This is a genomic window from Mesorhizobium sp. M8A.F.Ca.ET.208.01.1.1, assembly GCF_004791315.1.
Taxonomy (GTDB): Bacteria; Pseudomonadota; Alphaproteobacteria; order Rhizobiales; family Rhizobiaceae; genus Mesorhizobium.
On sequence record NZ_SRUT01000002.1, the window covers coordinates 397926 to 414823 of the forward strand.

The following is a 16898-nucleotide window of genomic DNA, read 5'->3' on the forward strand; positions in this document are numbered from 1 at the left end:
TCCGGCCGCAGAAGCCGGAGGTGAACTGGAGGACATGAGCGTGGAACCGATCAGTCTCGATGTGCTTCTGGCCAGTGTCGGCAAGGAGGTCGGCGTTTCGCCGTGGCGCGTGGTCACGCAGCGCATGATCGACCAGTTCGCCGACGCCACCGACGACCATCAGTTCATCCACTGCGATCCGGAGCGGGCCAAGCGCGAAACGCCGTTCGGCGGCACCATCGCGCATGGCTTCCTGTCGCTGTCGCTGCTTTCGGCGATGACGTTCGAGACCATGCCGCCGCTGGAAAACGGCAAGATGGGCGTCAACCATGGCTTCGATTCGCTGCGCTTCCTGGCGCCGGTGAAGACCGGCGCGCGCATCCGCACCCGTTTCGTGCTGGCCGACGTCAAGGTCAGGCCGTCGGGCTGGGTGCAAACGGCGCACGACGTGACCATCGAGATCGAAGGTTCGAAGAAACCGGCGCTGACCGCCCGCTGGCTGACGCTGACCTTGATTGAACGCCAGCCCGAGACGGCATGAGCGACCCGAACGCGCTCGACCAGGCGGCGCTTGCGCCCTACCTCGAGGCGCACATCCCGGGCTTTTCCGGGCTCGCGGCAATCGAGAAATTCAAATCCGGCCAATCCAACCCGACCTATCTCCTGACGGCTGAAAGCGGCCGTTACGTGCTGCGCGCCAAGCCGCCAGGCCAACTCTTGAAATCGGCGCACCAGGTCGACCGCGAATTCCGGGTGATGAAGGCGCTTTCGGGCACCGCCGTGCCGGTACCCGAAATGCTGCATCTGTCGGCCGAAGCCTCGCCGATCGGCCGCATGTTCTACGTGATGGATTTCCTTGAGGGCCGCATCTTCTGGGATCCGGCGCTGCCCGAGGCGCGCGGCAACGATGAGCGCGCCGCGATCTACGATGCCATGAACGCCACGCTTGCCGCCCTGCACGACGTCGACGTCGAGGCCGTGGGTCTCGGCGATTTCGGCCGCCCCGGCAATTACTTCAAGCGCCAGCTGGCACGCTGGACCAGCCAGTATCGCGCCTCGGAAACCAGCGCGATCGGCGACATGGACCGGCTGATTGCCTGGTTGGAAACCCATGTGCCAGCCGATGATGTCAGGGCTGCGCTGGTGCATGGCGATTACCGGCTGGACAATCTGATCTTCGCGCCGGACCAGCCTAAGGTGCTGGCGGTGCTCGACTGGGAACTGTCGACGTCAGGCCACCCCTTCGCCGACATCGCCTATCAATGCATGCAATGGCGCCTGCCGCATGCCTCGGGTTTTCGCGGCCTGGGCGGCATCGATCGCTCGGCACTCGGCCTGCCCTCCGAGAAGGACTATGTCGCCGCCTATTGCCGGCGGCGTGGGCTGACCGGCATCGGCAACTGGACGTTCTTCCTCGCCTTCTCTTTCTTCCGGCTGGCGGCAATCTGCCAGGGTGTCTACAAGCGCGCGCTCGACGGCAATGCTTCCAATCCGGAGAAGGCCAGAACCTACGGCGAGGCGGTGAAATTGCTCTCGCATCTCGCCGCCAAACTGATCCACAAGCAGGCGTAAGAGGGAGACGGGATGGGCCGCTTCGAAGGAGGAACGGTGCTGATCACGGGTGCCGCCGACCCGGCCACTCCCTCATGACCGGCATGACGCCTGCCGCTTGGGAACCCGTGGCGCCCTTGTTCGTTTCCGTACAGCGTATATAATTTAGCCAGGCACCAACCAGACAAGGGCAACAGACTTGCCGCTGAGCGTCCAGAAGCGCCGCGAGAAACAAAAGGCCGAACTGCGCTCGGAGCTTGTCGAGGCGGCACACAAGCTCGTCCAGGAAGAAGGCTATGAAGGCTTGACCATCCGCAAGCTGGCCAAGCGGGTCGGCTATGCGCCGATGTCTGTCTATTCCTACTTCGCCGACAAGCAGGACATCCTCTTCGCGCTGGCCGAGGACGCGTTCGAAACGCTCGCCCGGCGCATCGAGGAGCACCCGTCCGACGATCCGATCGAGGCCTTGCAGGCGGTGATGACCGAATACGCTGCCTTCGGGCTCGGCAATCCCAATGAGTACCGCACCGTCTTCATGACCGAAAAGACCAAGCTGCCGGAAGGCAGGAGCTACGAGGACATGGAGGAAGGCAATCCGGCGATGAAGGTGCTGATCAGCAGGGTCGAGGCCTGTGTCGCCGCCGGCAAATTGCACGGCGATCCGCGCGCCATTGCCACCATGCTGTGGGCGGTCGGCCATGGCACGATCTCGCTGTTGATCACTTTCCCCTTCTATCCCTTCGGCGACGCGCAGGCTTTCGTGAAGCGGATGTGCGACTTCACCCTTGCCACGCTCAGCACGCAAGACGTGCCGCCGTTGACCGAAAAACCGGTCAACTGCTGAGCGCCCGCCCTTTCGGTTTCGCAGATTTCCGCGCCGACCTGGCACCCAAATCGGGATCGAATTTCTTGGTTAACAAAAAACTACCGTACGTGTACGATTCTCCCTTGAACTTCGCGATCGACGGACGTATTTGTACGAAGTAACGTACATGTACGGAACAAATTCGCCCGTCGAACACGGAGACTGACCATGAAAAAGACACTCCTCACCCTCGCCGCCGTGCTGGCACTTTCGGGTTCGGCTTTCGCCGCCGGCACCAGCCAGCCGGTCAAGCACCCGACTGCGGCGACCTGCGTCGACACCAAGACCAATGTGAAGCTCGATTGCGCTTCGACCGGTTCGGTCGACAAGAAAGCTTCCACGGAAGCCACGACAAGCGGCAAGGGCCCGCGGCTCGGGATCACGGTGAACCCGTGGATCATGCCGAGCGCCTACTGAGATTTCGGCCTACCAAGATTTCGGAAGTCGGTTCTGGCCGGCTCAGCCGGCCAGACGGTGATTCAGGCGATCGAGACCGGCAGCTTGGTCGCTGAACTTTCGAAGGCCGCATCGATCAGCTTCTGCATCTCGGCGGCGCGCCGGAAAGACGGATCACCGTTCCGTCCCGTGTCCAGCGCATCGGCGAAGCGCTGGGCATTGTGCTTGACGTCAGGCGGCGTCAACGTCCGCCAACGGTGCAGATCGACGTCATCACCCAGGCAAGCGGACAGCCGCGAAACCTTGCCGTCGGTCTCGACCTTGATCGCGCCCTTGGTGCCGTGCAGGGCCAGCGACAAATCATTGCCATGGCCTGTCGTGTAGCGGCTGGCCATGATCGTGGCCAGCGCGCCTGAGCTGAGCCGCGCCGTTATCGCCAAGCTGTCATTGACGTCGAGCACATAGTCGCCGACGCGGTCGCCCTCGACCTTCGGAAACGTCACCAGATCGGCATGCAGGGAGACGATATCCTCGGCCGCCCCATAGGTCGCGAAGTCGAGGATATGGATGCCGACATCGCCCAGCACGCCTGTCGAACCGTGCCGGCTCGACAGGCGCCACAGCCATTTGTCGTCGACCCGCCAGTCGCCCCAGAACTTGCTGACCAGCCAGCTTTGCCTGTAGCTGGCCTCGACGTGGCGCAGCTCGCCGATCTCACCGGCCCGCACCATGCGCCGCGCCTCCTGGATCACCGGCGTGTTGCGATAGGTCAGGTTGACCATGTTGACGAGCCCGGCCGCCTCGGCGGCTTCGCTCATCGCAAGCGCATCGGCATGGTTCGGCGCCAGCGGCTTCTCGCAGAAGACATGTTTCCCGGCGGCCAGCAGGGCCAGTGTCGTCGCCTTGTGGACCTGGTCCGGCGTCGCGTTGATGGCGGCATCGAACTCGCCCCAGGCGATCGCCGCTTCGAGGCTCTCGAAGAAGGTGCCTATTTTGTTGGCGGCGGCGAACGCCGCAGCGCGGCCCGGCAGACGATCGACGCAAGCGACGATGGTGCAGCCAGGAACCTGACCGAACTCCTCGATATGGTGTGCCGCGATCCAGCCGGTGCCGAGCAAAAGCAGGCGGTGCATCAGCTCAACCCCTTGTCACCGTCGGCATGCAGGCGCAGGCCTTTTTGGACGATCTTCTCCTTGGCCTTGTCCGTCGGCACATTCGGCGCGTTGGTGATGCCGGCCCAAGCCGGGGCCGAATTGTGTGCCCAATGCACGGCGTTGCGCAGCACCTGCTGAACGCCTTCATTGTGATAGATCGGATAGGTCTCGTGGCCCGGCGAGAAGTAGAAGATCTTTCCGGCGCCGCGCTGATAGGTCAGGCCGGAGCGAAACACCTCGCCGCCCTCGTACCAGGAGATGAACACCGTCTCCAGCGGCTCGGGCACCGCGAACGGCTCGCCATACATTTCCGTCTCGCCGATCTCCAGGCACTCGCCGATGCCTTGCGCGATCGGATGGCCGCGATTGATCGCCCAGACCCGCTCGCGCTCGCCCGCCTCTCGCCATTTCAGCGAACAGGGCGTGCCCATCAGCCGCTTGAAGATCTTCGAGTAGTGGCCGGAATGAAGCACGATCAGCCCCATCCCTTCCCAGACCCGCTTCTGCACGCGTTCGACGATCTCGTCCTTGACCTCGCCATGGGCGGCATGGCCCCACCATATCAGCACGTCGGTGGCAGCCAGGCGCGGCTCGCTCAGGCCATGTTCGGGTTCCTGCAAGGTGGCGGTGGTCGCCTCGATGCGCTTGTCCTGGTTCAGCGCCGCGGCGATCGTGCCGTGCATGCCCAGCGGATAGAGGTCGCGCACGGCGGCATTGGTCTGTTCATGGACATTCTCGCCCCAGACAACAGCTTTTATCGGCATTTTTCCTCTCCAAAGCGCTTTGAATATCGCATCTTCGGAGGTGTTGGGAAGATGCCTTCAACCGGAATCTGCTAAAATCAGGGCTTGCGGGTTTTGCGTCCGGCCACCGTCTTGGCCTTGCCGGGCTTGGCGGGTGCACCGGGGATCGCCGAACTGGTGATGGACACCGGATCGCTGGCAGGGAACGTATCCTCGAGGCCTTCCTCGAGTTCCTCTTCGGTGTCGGCCTCTTGATGCCGCTCATGTTCGAGCGAACGGACCGCCGCGGTTTTCGGAGATTTCGGCGCGGACTTCGACGGCATCGGCATTTCTCCCTCGACTTGTCGCCGCACAACGGACGTGGGCGGCAAACGTTCCGAGGTCAGCCGGCGGCGTCGCGGGCTCCCTCGGACAGGAAAGTAAAGACATAGTCCGAGAAGGAACGCCAGCACTCGACCCTGAAGGCGTCCTCGGCCGTGCGCAACAGCACGATCTCGGCCTTGCCCAGGATGGTGCGCGAAGCGGCGCCCACCGGGAAGGCCTCGAGCGACAGATCCTGCGGGCAGCCCGAATTGATCGCGGCTTCCGCCGCCGGACCGGTGACGGATATCGCGATGTTGCGATGCGAGATACCGACAGACGAGTGCAAGGCGGAAACCTCCGCGCAATCGGCGAGCGGGTCCTTGCCGGCCTCGTCGATGACAAGCCACTCGTCCGGCCCAAGCCACAGCGCCGTACGCCCGCCTTTCGACGCCGAGGTTTTCGGCTGCTTCGGCAAGGTCACGCCGAGCGCCTTCGACAGGGCGGCGACCGAAGCCTCCGGCGCACGCAGCGAAATGCGCTCGGCCGGTGGCAGCACTTCGACCTTGGCACCTGTTGCGGAGACGGTGCGCCCGGCCAATGCCGAACGCCGCTCTGCCGAGGGCGAAGCCGTCGCGGCCGTCCTTGCAGCAGCCTTAGCCATTGAGGCGCCCTCCCGTCTCGTCAAAGAACACCATCCCGGTAACCTCCACTTCGATCACCCCGTTCGGCATCGGCACGTAGAGCGTATCGCCCATCCGGTCACGTCCGCCGGCGACCAGCGCCAGTGCGATGGAACGGCCGCAATTCTGCGACCAATAGCTCGAGGTGACGTGGCCGATCATCTTCATCGGAATCGCCTGCTTCGGGTCCTCGACGATCTGGGCACCCTCTTCCAGCACCACCTTGGGGTCCTTGGTCTTGAGGCCGACCAGTTGCTTGCGGCCCTTGGCCACCAGATCCGGCCGCGCCATGCCCCTGATGCCGACGAAGTCGACCTTCTTCTTGCCGACCGCCCAGTCGAGACCGGCATCGTTTGGCGTGACCGTGCCGTCCGTGTCCTGGCCGACGATGATGTAGCCCTTCTCGGCGCGCAGCACATGCATCGCCTCAGTGCCGTAAGCGGTGGCGTCATGCTTCTGGCCCTCGGCCCACAACGCTTCCCAGACCGCCTGGCCATAGTCGGCCGGCACGTTGACCTCGAAACCGCGCTCGCCGGTGAACGACATGCGGAACAGCCGTGTCGGCACGCCGCAGATCTTGCCTTCGCGCACCGACATATGCGGCAGCGCCTCGTCAGACATGTCGATGCCTTCGACCAAAGGCGCGATGATGTCGCGCGACTTCGGCCCTTGCACCGCAATCACCGCCCACTGTTCGGTGATCGAGGTCAGCCAGACATTGAGATGCGGGAACTCGGTCTGGAGGTAATCTTCCATGTGGTTCATGACACGCGGCGCGCCGCCGGTCGTCGTCGTCACATGGAAGCGGTCCGGCGCCAGCCGGCCGACGACACCGTCATCATAGATGAAGCCGTCCTCGCGCAGCATGATGCCATAGCGGCAGCGGCCTAGCTCCAGCTTCTCCCACGGGTTGGTGTAGAGCAGTTCCATGAACTTGGCCGCATCCGGGCCGACCACTTCGATCTTGCCGAGCGTCGATGCATCGAACAGCCCGGCCTGGTTGCGGACGGCGACGCATTCGCGGTCGACCGCCGCATGCATGTCCTCGCCGGCTTTCGGGAAGTACCAGGCGCGCTTCCACTGGCCGACATCCTCGAACACCGCGCCTTGCGCCTCGGCCCAGGGATGGATCGCGGTCTTGCGGGTCGGGTCGAACAGCGGGCCGCGCGCATGGCTGACGATCGCGCCGAAGGTGACAGGTGTGTAGGGCGCGCGGAACGTGGTCAGCCCAACCTCGGGGATTGGCTTGCCCAGCGTCTCGGCGGCGATCGCCAGGCCGTGCATGTTGGAAGTCTTGCCCTGGTCGGTCGCCATGCCGTTGGTGGTGAAGCGCTTGACGTGCTCGATCGAGCGCATGCCCTCATGCACCGCCTGGCGGATGTCCTTGGCGGTGACGTCGTTCTGGAAATCGACGAAGGCCTTGACCGTCGTGTCCGGCCCGGCGCCGGGTGCCGCACCCAGCATGCCGCGCGACCAGCTCTCCGAGGCATCCACCTTCGGCTTGGTGCCCTTGGCTGTCTTGGCGCCGGCATCCTTGGCCGCCTTGGCGCCAGCCGCATAGGCCTCGTCGACCGTTGCCGACAGCCCGTCGGTGCCGTTGCAGGCGCCGACCGAAATGCAGTCCTGCGCGTAAGTGCCCGGCACGAAGCGCTTGGTCTCGTCATTGAAGGCGACCTTGCCGCGCGACTGCGAGAACAGATGCACAGACGGCGTCCAGCCCGCCGACATCAGGATCGCATCGACGGGAACAGTGCGTTCGCCGCCGCCATTCTTCGGCTGCACCGTCATCGACGACACGCGCAACTTGCCGCCGGCGCGGATCACCGCGCGACCGAAATTAATCTCGATGCCGAGCGCCCTCGCCTCGTCGATCACCGGGCCGGTCGGGTTGTCGCGCAAATCGACGATCGCCGCCACGTTGACGCCGGCCTTCTTCAGGTCGATCGCGGCCGCATAGGCCGAATCATTGGCGGTGTAGACGCCGACATTCCGTCCTACCGCGACACCGTAGTGGTTTAGGAAGGTGCGCGCCGCGCCCGCCAGCATGATGCCGGGCCGGTCGTTGTTGGCAAACACCATGTGGCGCTCGATGGCGCCGGAGGCCAGCACCACGCGCTTGGCGCGGACCTGCCAGAGCCGCTCGCGCGGCAGGTCGTGGCCGGGGGCCTTCAAATGATCGCTGACGCGCTCGACCAGGCCGACGAAATTCTGCGCGTAATAGCCGAACGCCGTCGTGCGCGGCAGCACGCGGACATTGTCCATCGCCCTCAGCCTGGCGATCGCCGCTTGCGCCCAGGCAAAGCCGTCCTGGCCGTCGATCTTGGCGCCGCTCTCGAAGCGCAGGCTGCCGCCGAATTCGGCCTGTTCGTCGGCGAGGATGACGCGCGCGCCGGTCTCTGCCGCGGCAAGTGCCGCCGCGATACCGGCCGCACCGCCGCCCAGCACCAGCACGTCACAATGCGCGTAGCGCGAGGAATAATGGTCGGGATCGGGCTTGTCGGGCGAAACGCCAAGGCCGGCGGCTTCGCGGATCTTCGGCTCGTAAAGGCTCTTCCAGGCGGCCTTCGGCCACATGAAGGTCTTGTAGTAGAAGCCGGCCGAAAACAGCGGCGACGCCAGGTCGTTGACGGCGCTGACGTCGAAGGACAGCGACGGCCAGCGGTTTTGCGAATTGGCGGCGAGCCCGTCATAGAGCTCCTGCACCGTGGCGCGCACGTTCGGCGTCTTGCGCGCGTCATCACGCACGATCTGCACCAGCGCGTTGGGCTCTTCCGCGCCGGCCGACAGGATGCCGCGCGGGCGGTGATACTTGAACGAACGGCCGACCAGATGCACGCCGTTGGCCAGCAACGCCGAGGCCAGCGTGTCGCCCTCGATGCCGGTGTAGGACTGGCCGTCGAAGCTGAAGCGGGCGGTCTTGGCCTGGCTGAGGCGCCCGGCGCCGGAAATGCGCAACGCGCCGCTCATTTCGCAACTCCCGGCAGCTTGGAAGGCTTGGGCTCGCCGGCCTTGTAGGTCATGACGAACTTGTCGGTGACGGTGTCACGCACCGCGTTGAAGAAGCGCGCGCAGCCGTGCATGTGCCGCCAGCGCTCATAGATGATGCCCTTTGGGTTCGACCGGATGAAGAAGAACTTCTCGAAGTCGTCATCACTCTCGCCTGATATGTTGGCCGAGCGCGCTATATGCGCCTCGCCGGCGTTGCGGAATTCGAGCTCCGGGCGCTCTTCCTCGCAATAGGGGCAGCGGATGAGAAGCATCGTGTTTGATCCTACAATTCGTCGTGGCCGACGCGCGCGCCGGCGGGTTGATCGCAAAGCTTTTGGCCCATGGCCATGAACGGGGCGACGAGCCGCAGCCGCTCCTCGACGCTTGCCGCGGCACGAAACAGATCGCGGTTGGCCATGTTGCCGAGCGTCAATTGCAGCGGGTCGGTGGTGACGATCACGCCACGCGGCGTGAAGTCCTCGTCCTCATCCAGCTCGGGCGGCCGGCCTTCGAAGAACATCACCACTTTCTGGCCGCCACTCCAGACGCAGGTGAGCGTCCCCTCATCGACCGAAAACGGCCATCCGGCTTCGTTGCCGGCGCGCGCAATCGGCTGCAGCCGCACCTCCGCCACTGTCGGAAAATGGAACATGCCTTGTTCCCCCGCCAGCATCAGCGGCATAGCGACAGCCATCTGCGCCATCATCAGTGCGCCACCGCCGCCGCCGCCGCCTCGTCGATGAGGCGGCCGGTGCGGAAGCGTTCGATGGTGAAGGGCGCATTGATCGGATGCGGATCGTCCTTGGCGATGGTGTGGGCAAAGACATGGCCCGAGCCCGGCGTCGCCTTGAAGCCGCCCGTGCCCCAGCCGCAATTGACATAGAGGCCCGGCACCGGCGTCTTGGCCAGGATCGGCGAGCGGTCGGGCGTGACGTCGACGATGCCGCCCCACGAGCGCAGCATCTTCATGCGCGTGAAGATCGGGAACATCTCGCAGATGGCGTCGAGCGTGTGCTGGAGAATGTGAAGCCCGCCGGTCTGCGAATAGGAGACATACTGGTCGGTGCCGGCGCCGATCACCAGTTCGCCCTTGTCGGACTGCGAGATATAGGCGTGCACCGTGTTCGACATCACCACGCAAGGCACGACCGGCTTGATCGGCTCCGATACCAGCGCCTGCAGCGGATAGCTTTCCAGCGGCATGCGCACGCCAGCCATGTTCATGATGACGGAGGAATGGCCGGCGGCGACCACGCCGACTTTCTTGGCGCCGATGAAGCCGCGCGTCGTATCGACGCCCATGACCGCGCCATTGGCGGCCCGCTTGACGCCGGTGACCTCGCAGTTCTGGATGATATGGACGCCGCGAGCCGAAGCGCCGCGCGCATAGCCCCAGGCGACCGCGTCGTGGCGCGCCGTGCCGCCGCGGCGCTGCAAGGCGGCCCCGACGACCGGATAGCGCGCGTCCTTCGAGGTGTTGAGCGGCGGGCAGAATTCCTTGGCCTGCTCCGGCGTCAGCCATTCATTGTCGATGCCGTTCAGCCGGTTGGCGTGGACATGGCGCTTCAGCACCTGAATGTCGTGCACATTGTGCGCCAGCATCATGACGCCGCGCGCCGAATACATGACGTTGTAGTTGAGCTCCTGGGAGAGCCCGTCCCACAGCTTCAGCGCATGGTCGTAAATGCCGGCGCTCTCGTCATAGAGATAGTTGGAACGGATGATGGTGGTGTTGCGCCCGGTGTTGCCGCCGCCCAGCCAACCCTTTTCCAGCACCGCGACATTGGTGATGCCATGTACCGTGGCAAGATAATAGGCGGTGGCCAGGCCATGGCCGCCGGCGCCGACGATGATGACGTCGTATTCCTTTTTAGGCTCAGGCGAGGACCATTGTTCCTCCCAGCCCTTGTGGCCGCGCATGGCCTCGCGGGCGATGGCGAATACAGAGTATTTCTTCACGGTCCAGCCTCGCAAATGGCAGCCGGGCGTTCATCATCAAGCCCCGGCGCGCGAGGTGTATCACTAGCGAAACAGCGCTGCTATCCTTGCGCTGTTTGCGACGGCGCTTGCCGTTTTGCGCCGCGCTGAAAAAGAGGTATCCCGCCTGGCTCTGTTGATTGCCTTCAGTCACACTTCTCCCTGCCGGGGATTTCGGAGGATGATGATGGGCAACGCCTGGTGGAATCTCACATTGCGCTTCCTGCTGGAGCTTGCCGCTTTGCTTGGCCTCGGCATGGCAGGCTGGAGTCTCTCGGACGGAGCGTGGCGTTGGGTCCTCGCTATTGCCCTGCCGCTCGCCGCGGCCGCGGCATGGGGTACCTTCGCGGTCCTCAATGATCCGAGCCGTTCAGGCCGGGCACCGGTGCCTGTGCCGGGCGCAGTCAGGCTGGCGCTGGAATTCGTCGTCCTGTTCGGCGGCGCGGCGGGTTTCCATCTGGCAGGCCATGCCGCCACGGGCATCATCATGGCCGTGCTGATCGTCATCAGCTACGCGTTCTCGCTAGACCGTCTGGCATGGCTGCTGCGGCAATAGTTGGTACCAACCTCTGCAGGTATCGGGTGGCTGCTGTCCCGCCAACCTGCGATCAAGCATCCGATCGCCGGCAAGGCTGGCGCGAAGGACAGGGATGCCCAGACATGCTCGCACTTTCCAACAAGATCGCCATCGTCACCGGTGCCAGTTCCGGCATCGGCCGCGCCACCGCCAAGCTGTTCGCCGAGGAGGGCGCCAGGCTCGTCATTTCCGCCCGCCGCCAAACCGAGCTTGATGCGATCGCCGCCGAAATCGAGGATGCCGGCGGCACGGCCGTCGCTCTCGCCGGGGATGTCACCGACGAGACCTACGCGAAAGCCCTCGTCGAGCTGGCGGTCGGCAGCTTCGGTGGACTCGACATCGCGTTGAACAATGCCGGCTCTGTCGGACTGATGGGACCAGTCCCCGACATGTCGGCACAGACATGGCACGGGACGATGGACACCAATCTGACCAGCGCCTTTCTCGGCGCGAAGTATCAGATACCAGCCATGCTGGAGCGCGGCGGCGGCTCACTGATCTTCACGTCGAGCTTTGTCGGTTACACCGCCGGCATGCCGGGCATGGCCGCCTACGCCGCCGCCAAGGCAGGTCTGATCGGATTGACGCAGGTGTTGGCCGCCGAATACGGACCGCAAGGACTGCGCGTCAACGCGCTGCTGCCGGGCGGCACCGACACACCAGGCGCGACGACGACCACGCCCGAGGCACGCGCCTTCGTCGAGGGCCTCCATGCCCTGAAGCGCATGGCGCAACCGCAAGAGATCGCCCGCTCCGCGCTTTACCTGGCCTCCGACGCCTCGAGTTTCACCACGGGAACCGCGCTTTTTGCCGATGGCGGCGTGTCGATCAACCGGACGTGAAGGATTTTTACGGCGAACAGGCCTGTTCGTCGTTGTGACGCAGGCCGCCGGTCTTGCTTTTTCGGCGCGATTTGGCGATTCCGTTTCCTGTCGAAACGGGTCTTCTTGCCAAGACGGGTCCTGGAACCATGATGCTGATCCGAACCTATGTCGCGCAGAGCGCAATCGAAGGCGTCGGCATGTTCGCCGCCGAGCCGATCCGCAAGGGCGCCTCGATCTGGCGCCTCGATCCGGATTTCGATCGGCTGATCCCGATGGAAAAATACGAGGCGGCCTCGCCGCCCCTGAAGGAACTGCTCGACCGTTACGCCTATCCGAGCCCGGACAAGCCCGGCTTCATGGTCTATGAGGTCGACAATGGCCGCTTCATGAACCATTCGGCGACCCCGAACACCGATTTTTCGCGCTATGGCGGCGCCACCGCGACTCGGGATATCGCCGTCGGCGAGGAGATCACCTGTGATTACGGTGAGTTCTTCGAGGATTTCGAGCGGTTGCACCTGGCCACGGCGTAACGGCGCCCTATCTCCAGGCGACCGTGGCAATTTGGCTGCCGTCCGTCATTTCGACTGTGGACAGCGAGGCTTGATTCTGCTATCAGCCGCCACAATTCGTGGTGTCGAGCGCCGCGGAGGCTTGTGGCTATGGCTGCTTGCCTGTTGATATCAAACCCGAAAGACAGGATTGCCCGTGCAGGTACTCGTCCGCGACAATAACGTTGATCAGGCGCTTCGCGCGCTGAAGAAGAAGATGCAGCGCGAAGGCATTTTCCGCGAAATGAAGATGCGCGGCCACTACGAGAAGCCTTCCGAGAAGCGCGCCCGTGAAAAGGCCGAAGCTGTTCGCCGCGCCCGCAAGCTGGCCCGCAAGCGCGCACAGCGCGAAGGCCTGCTGCCGATGACCCCGCGTCCGGTTGCTGCTGGCGGTGCCGCCGGCGCAGCGCGTCCGCCGCGCTGATTATCGCCAATATTTCGTCCTTTTCGAAGGATACCAGGGTGGCGCGATGCGGAATCGCCGCCACCCTTTTATTTTGATTGTGACCCGGCCCGGAGGGGGAACCGGACCTGAACGACGGCGCAAGTGAGGACAGGGCAGACATGAACGCAACAAGCGTGGAGCGCGGAACCGCATTGCGTGGTTTCGCCCTGACAGCGGCCCTGCTTTCCGGACTGGTACTTGCCGGCTGCCAGACATCGGGCCCGGCCGGCGAATTCAACAACATCGACAAGGCGCAAGGGTCGAGCGAGAACATCTCCTCGCTGTCCGCTGTCATCCAGCGCAATCCCCAGGATCCCGAAGGCTACAATGTTCGTGGTTCGGCCTATGGTCGCGGCGGCCAGTACCAGGCGGCGCTCAAGGACTTCAACCAGGCCATCCAGCTCAATCCGAATTTCTATCAGGCCTATTCGAACCGCGCGCTGATCCAGCGCTTCCTCGGCAACCAGGAAGCGGCGCTGGCGGACTACAACCGCTCGATCCAGATCAACGGCAATTACGACGCCGCCTATATCGGCCGCGGCAATCTCTACCGCAAGGCGGGCCGCACCCAGGATGCCTTCAACGACTTCCAGAAAGCGATCCAGCTCGACACGACGGACGCCCGTGCCTACCACAATCGCGGCCTGATCTATCAGAGCCAGGGCCAGCACAAATTCGCCATCGAGGATTTCTCGACCGCCATCTCGCTGGCGCCGGATGCCGCCGAGCCCTACAACGGCCGTGGCCTCTCCTATCTGGCGACCGGCGACGAGGACAATGCCTTCTCCGACTTCAATATGGCCATCAAGCTCGATGGCCAGAACGCCGAGGCCTGGGCCAACCAGGCGCTGATCTACGAACGGCGCGGCGACAAGGCCAAGGCGGCGAAGGCCTATCGCGAGGCCGTGCGCCTCAACCCCAGCTACCAGCCGGCCAAGGACGGCCTCGCCCGCGTCAGCTGACACTCCGCAGGCCCGCGCCAAGCGCCCCACTGCATCATATGCGTGTCCGAAAGGACACGCGGCGCGTCGGATCGCCATCAAACCGGCAACCCTGTGTTAACCGCGGTGGCAAGCCGTTAACCTTTGCCTTGTTCGCGCCAAGTTTTCAGCGGAACGGTCGCGGGACCCGAGACGTTATTGAAGACTGACTGCGAAAGGACCCTCCCATGATCAAGAAACTCGTCTGCGCCGCCGCCCTTGCAACGACCGTATTCGCCGCCGCCCCGGCCAGCGCCGGCAGGCTGCAACTCGGCACGCTCGACTGCACCATCGATGGCGGCACCGGCTATATCGTTGCGTCCAACAAGGGCGTGTCCTGCGTCTTCCGGCCCCATCATCACGGGCCGTCGGAAATTTATACCGGCGTCATCTCGAAGCTCGGTGTCGATGTCGGCAAGACGCACCAGGGCCAGCTCGTCTGGGCGGTTTTTGCCGCGACGCGCGACCGTGACGCGGGCGACCTTGCCGGTAGCTACTACGGCGTCAACGCCGAGGCGAGCGTCGTGACCGGCGGCGGCGCCAACCTGCTGGTCGGCGGCTTCGACAGCGCCTTCATGCTGGAGCCGCTCAGCGTCCAGGCGCAGACCGGCGTCAACCTCGCCGTGGCGGTGACCTCGCTGGAACTGATCCACTCGCTCAAATAAGAGGTTTGGAGCCTCGGCTCCAGACCCTTCACTCTACGGCGCGGAACCGGATAGGATGGTTCCGCGCCGTTTGATTTTTGGGGGACGCCATGCCGAGGACAGCCATCGCCGCTGCCATGATCGCAACCATGCTTGCCGGCACGGCACAGGCGCAAGACCAGGGCGTGGAGCTCGGCACGCTTGAATGCGCCATATCAGGCGGCACCGGCTTCATCTTCGGCTCGAGCAAGGATCTGAGCTGCACCTTCACCCCGGCCGACAAGAGCTTCGCGCCGGAAGCCTATTTCGGCGCCGTCAACAAATATGGCCTCGACATCGGCACGACCAAGCAGGCGGTGATGCGCTGGCTGGTGCTGACGCCGCTGAAGAACATCTACGCGCCGGGCGCATTGGCGGGTGACTATGTCGGCGCCAGCGCCGAAGTGACCGCCGCCGTCGGCGCCGGCGCCAATCTGCTGGTCGGCGGCTCCTCGCAGGCCTTCACCCTGCAGCCGCTCAGCCTGCAGACGCAGACCGGCATCAACCTCGCCATCGGCGTCAGCCAGTTCCAGCTGCGCAGCACCGAGAACTAATCGCCAGCGGTCCGTTCAGGACGACACTGGCCCAAACATGTCTCGAAAAAATCGCTTGAGCTCAACCGAGGTTGAGGTTCTACAAACCCGCCCCGAGCAAGGCCGCGTCTCGACGCGGCGCGCATGGTCCTGCCGGAAGCCTCGCCCTGGCCTCTGGTGCCATGCGGCTGCAGCAAGATATGCAAAGCAGGGATGGATATGACTGAAATCAGCACAAAGAAGGTCGATTGGCGCGCCTTGTGGGCGAGCGGCGACCTCGCGCGCTTCTGCTTCATCAGCCTCGGCATCCTGCTGCACGCCACCAATGAGACGATGGTGGCGACGGTCATGCCGGCCATGGTCGGTGAACTGGCCGGCGTGCAACTCGTCGGCTGGTCGCTGGCGATCTACGAACTCGGCGCCATCGTCGCCGGTGCCGCGGCCGGACGGCTGGTGAGCTATGTGGCGCTGCGCACCAACATGGTGGTCGCGGCGCTTCTTTATGCTGCCGGGGCGCTGATCTGCGCCGCCTCGCCTTCGATGCAATTGTTCCTGGCCGGCCGTCTGATCGAGGGGCTGGGCGGCGGCGCGCTGGTGTCGCTGGCCTTCGTCTCGGTCGAGCGGCTGTTTTCGCGTGCCATCTGGCCGCAGCTTTTCGGCATCATGTCGGCGATCTGGGGCGTCGCTGCCTTCAGCGGTCCCCTGCTCGGCGCTGTTATGACCGAATTGCTGTCGTGGCGCTGGGCCTTCGGCGTCTTCACTCTCGGCGGCACCGCCATGGCGCTGGCAAGCTTCCTCGTGCTCGACACACCGGAAGCGACAAGGCCCAGCACCGGAGCCGGCAAGGCGCCGCCCTTCCCGTTCATGGCGCTTGGCTGCCTTGCCATCGCCGTGGTGCTGATTGCCTCGGCCGGCGTCGACATCGCCCTGTTGCGTTCCTCGCTGCTGATCGTGCTGGGCCTCGCCGGGCTGGCGTTGTTCTTCTACATCGACGCGCTGAAGCCGCGCTCCCGGCTTTTCCCGGCGCGGCTGTTCTCGTGGCGCACGCCAGTGGGCGCCGGCATGACCATGGTCGCCGCCTTTTCCATCGCGACCTGCTCCTTCGGCGTCTACGGACCGCTGCTGCTGACCAGCCTGCACGACATTCCGCTGCTGACCACCGGCTACATCATCGCCGCCGAATCGATCGCCTGGTCGATCCTGTCGATCCTCGTCGCCAACGCACCGCCGCGGCGCGAAAGGCTGATCATCGTCTGCGGCGCACTGATGATCGCGGCGGGCATCGCCGGCTTCGCCTACACGATACCGCTGGGCTCGATCCCGCTGATCCTGGTCTGCGCCCTGTTGCAGGGCGGCGGCTTCGGCATTTCCTGGCCGTTCCTGACCCGCGTCATCGTCGCCTCCGCCCCGAACGACGAGCAGACCATCGCCTCGGCCGCGGTGCCGACCATGCAGCGCATCGGCTATGCCGTGGGTGCAGCCCTTGCCGGCATCGTCGCCAATGCCAGCGGTTTTTCGCAAGGCCTGAGCCACGACGCGGCCGCTGATGTCGCGAGCTGGCTGTTCCTTGCCTTCGTGCCGCTCGGCATTCTTGGCTGTCTCGCCGCCTTGCGGACATCGGCGGCGGCAAATCGGCCGCTCGCGGTCATCGGCTGACGCAGGTTCCGGC

20 protein-coding genes are annotated in these 16898 nt (G+C 64.5%); 12 read left to right on the top strand and 8 right to left on the bottom strand.

From position 1 onward, the window contains the following. Nucleotides 1-34: 34 nt before the first annotated feature. The 4 genes from EN851_RS12425 (at nucleotide 35) to EN851_RS12440 (ending at nucleotide 2812) form a co-directional block, all read left to right on the top strand. Nucleotides 35-520, top strand: coding sequence for a MaoC family dehydratase (locus EN851_RS12425; RefSeq protein ID WP_019861112.1), 486 nt, complete (start codon nucleotides 35-37; stop codon nucleotides 518-520). Continuing rightward, a complete protein-coding gene (locus tag EN851_RS12430; protein ID WP_135929337.1) occupies nucleotides 517-1551 on the top strand; it encodes a phosphotransferase in 1035 nt (344 codons plus the stop codon). Before EN851_RS12425 ends, EN851_RS12430 begins: the two co-directional genes overlap by 4 nt. 178 nt (nucleotides 1552-1729) lie before the next feature. Continuing rightward, the gene (locus EN851_RS12435) at nucleotides 1730-2374 is read left to right on the top strand and encodes a TetR/AcrR family transcriptional regulator (RefSeq protein ID WP_127869939.1); all 645 of its coding nucleotides are present in this window, start codon (nucleotides 1730-1732) and stop codon (nucleotides 2372-2374) included. 189 nt (nucleotides 2375-2563) lie between these two features. Beyond that, entirely contained in the window at nucleotides 2564-2812 is a 249-nt protein-coding gene (locus tag EN851_RS12440) for a DUF680 domain-containing protein (protein WP_127869940.1), read from the top strand. A gap of 62 nt (nucleotides 2813-2874) precedes the next feature. Here EN851_RS12440 and EN851_RS12445 read toward each other — a convergent pair whose 3' ends face one another. The 8 genes from EN851_RS12445 to EN851_RS12480 all read right to left on the bottom strand — a co-directional run bounded on the left by EN851_RS12445 (nucleotide 2875) and on the right by EN851_RS12480 (nucleotide 10618). Then, on the bottom strand, nucleotides 2875-3924 hold the full coding sequence (locus EN851_RS12445) for a Gfo/Idh/MocA family oxidoreductase (protein WP_135865667.1): 1050 nt from the start codon (nucleotides 3922-3924) through the stop codon (nucleotides 2875-2877). Continuing rightward, complete coding sequence (locus tag EN851_RS12450) at nucleotides 3924-4709, bottom strand: ThuA domain-containing protein (protein WP_135865669.1); 786 nt, start codon at nucleotides 4707-4709, stop codon at nucleotides 3924-3926. Before EN851_RS12450 ends, EN851_RS12445 begins: the two co-directional genes overlap by 1 nt. A 77-nt stretch (nucleotides 4710-4786) precedes the next feature. Next, on the bottom strand, nucleotides 4787-5011 hold the full coding sequence (locus tag EN851_RS12455; RefSeq protein ID WP_127279071.1) for a hypothetical protein: 225 nt from the start codon (nucleotides 5009-5011) through the stop codon (nucleotides 4787-4789). A gap of 59 nt (nucleotides 5012-5070) precedes the next feature. After that, a complete protein-coding gene (locus EN851_RS12460; protein ID WP_135929338.1) occupies nucleotides 5071-5652 on the bottom strand; it encodes a sarcosine oxidase subunit gamma in 582 nt (193 codons plus the stop codon). Further along, a complete protein-coding gene (locus tag EN851_RS12465; protein ID WP_135865671.1) occupies nucleotides 5645-8638 on the bottom strand; it encodes a sarcosine oxidase subunit alpha in 2994 nt (997 codons plus the stop codon). The genes EN851_RS12460 and EN851_RS12465 overlap by 8 nt, the downstream gene beginning before the upstream one ends. Continuing rightward, the gene (locus EN851_RS12470; protein WP_015315781.1) at nucleotides 8635-8931 is read right to left on the bottom strand and encodes a sarcosine oxidase subunit delta; all 297 of its coding nucleotides are present in this window, start codon (nucleotides 8929-8931) and stop codon (nucleotides 8635-8637) included. Before EN851_RS12470 ends, EN851_RS12465 begins: the two co-directional genes overlap by 4 nt. An 11-nt stretch (nucleotides 8932-8942) precedes the next feature. Beyond that, nucleotides 8943-9365: a hypothetical protein gene (locus EN851_RS12475; RefSeq protein ID WP_135929339.1), complete on the bottom strand. Its 423-nt coding sequence runs from the start codon at nucleotides 9363-9365 to the stop codon at nucleotides 8943-8945. Beyond that, the gene (locus tag EN851_RS12480) at nucleotides 9365-10618 is read right to left on the bottom strand and encodes a sarcosine oxidase subunit beta (RefSeq protein ID WP_127869944.1); all 1254 of its coding nucleotides are present in this window, start codon (nucleotides 10616-10618) and stop codon (nucleotides 9365-9367) included. Before EN851_RS12480 ends, EN851_RS12475 begins: the two co-directional genes overlap by 1 nt. Nucleotides 10619-10817: 199 nt before the next feature. Here EN851_RS12480 and EN851_RS12485 point away from each other — a divergent pair, with 199 nt between their 5' ends. The 8 genes from EN851_RS12485 (at nucleotide 10818) to EN851_RS12520 (ending at nucleotide 16885) form a co-directional block, all read left to right on the top strand. Then, nucleotides 10818-11192 (top strand): DUF2568 domain-containing protein, encoded by a 375-nt coding sequence (locus tag EN851_RS12485; RefSeq protein WP_245464231.1) that lies wholly within the window; start codon nucleotides 10818-10820, stop codon nucleotides 11190-11192. A 104-nt stretch (nucleotides 11193-11296) separates the two neighbouring features. Continuing rightward, complete coding sequence (locus EN851_RS12490; protein WP_127275459.1) at nucleotides 11297-12055, top strand: SDR family oxidoreductase; 759 nt, start codon at nucleotides 11297-11299, stop codon at nucleotides 12053-12055. Between the two features lie 128 nt (nucleotides 12056-12183). After that, nucleotides 12184-12570: an SET domain-containing protein-lysine N-methyltransferase gene (locus EN851_RS12495; protein WP_127275460.1), complete on the top strand. Its 387-nt coding sequence runs from the start codon at nucleotides 12184-12186 to the stop codon at nucleotides 12568-12570. A gap of 175 nt (nucleotides 12571-12745) precedes the next feature. After that, nucleotides 12746-13012, top strand: coding sequence for a 30S ribosomal protein S21 (rpsU, locus tag EN851_RS12500; RefSeq protein ID WP_010911429.1), 267 nt, complete (start codon nucleotides 12746-12748; stop codon nucleotides 13010-13012). A 140-nt stretch (nucleotides 13013-13152) separates the two neighbouring features. Further along, the gene (locus EN851_RS12505; RefSeq protein ID WP_127275461.1) at nucleotides 13153-13995 is read left to right on the top strand and encodes a tetratricopeptide repeat protein; all 843 of its coding nucleotides are present in this window, start codon (nucleotides 13153-13155) and stop codon (nucleotides 13993-13995) included. A 206-nt stretch (nucleotides 13996-14201) separates the two neighbouring features. Further along, a complete protein-coding gene (locus EN851_RS12510) occupies nucleotides 14202-14678 on the top strand; it encodes a DUF992 domain-containing protein (protein ID WP_127275462.1) in 477 nt (158 codons plus the stop codon). An 89-nt stretch (nucleotides 14679-14767) separates the two neighbouring features. Further along, the gene (locus EN851_RS12515) at nucleotides 14768-15250 is read left to right on the top strand and encodes a DUF992 domain-containing protein (protein ID WP_127275463.1); all 483 of its coding nucleotides are present in this window, start codon (nucleotides 14768-14770) and stop codon (nucleotides 15248-15250) included. Between the two features lie 198 nt (nucleotides 15251-15448). Next, nucleotides 15449-16885 (top strand): MFS transporter, encoded by a 1437-nt coding sequence (locus tag EN851_RS12520; RefSeq protein WP_127275464.1) that lies wholly within the window; start codon nucleotides 15449-15451, stop codon nucleotides 16883-16885. The last annotated feature ends 13 nt before the right edge of the window (nucleotides 16886-16898 follow it).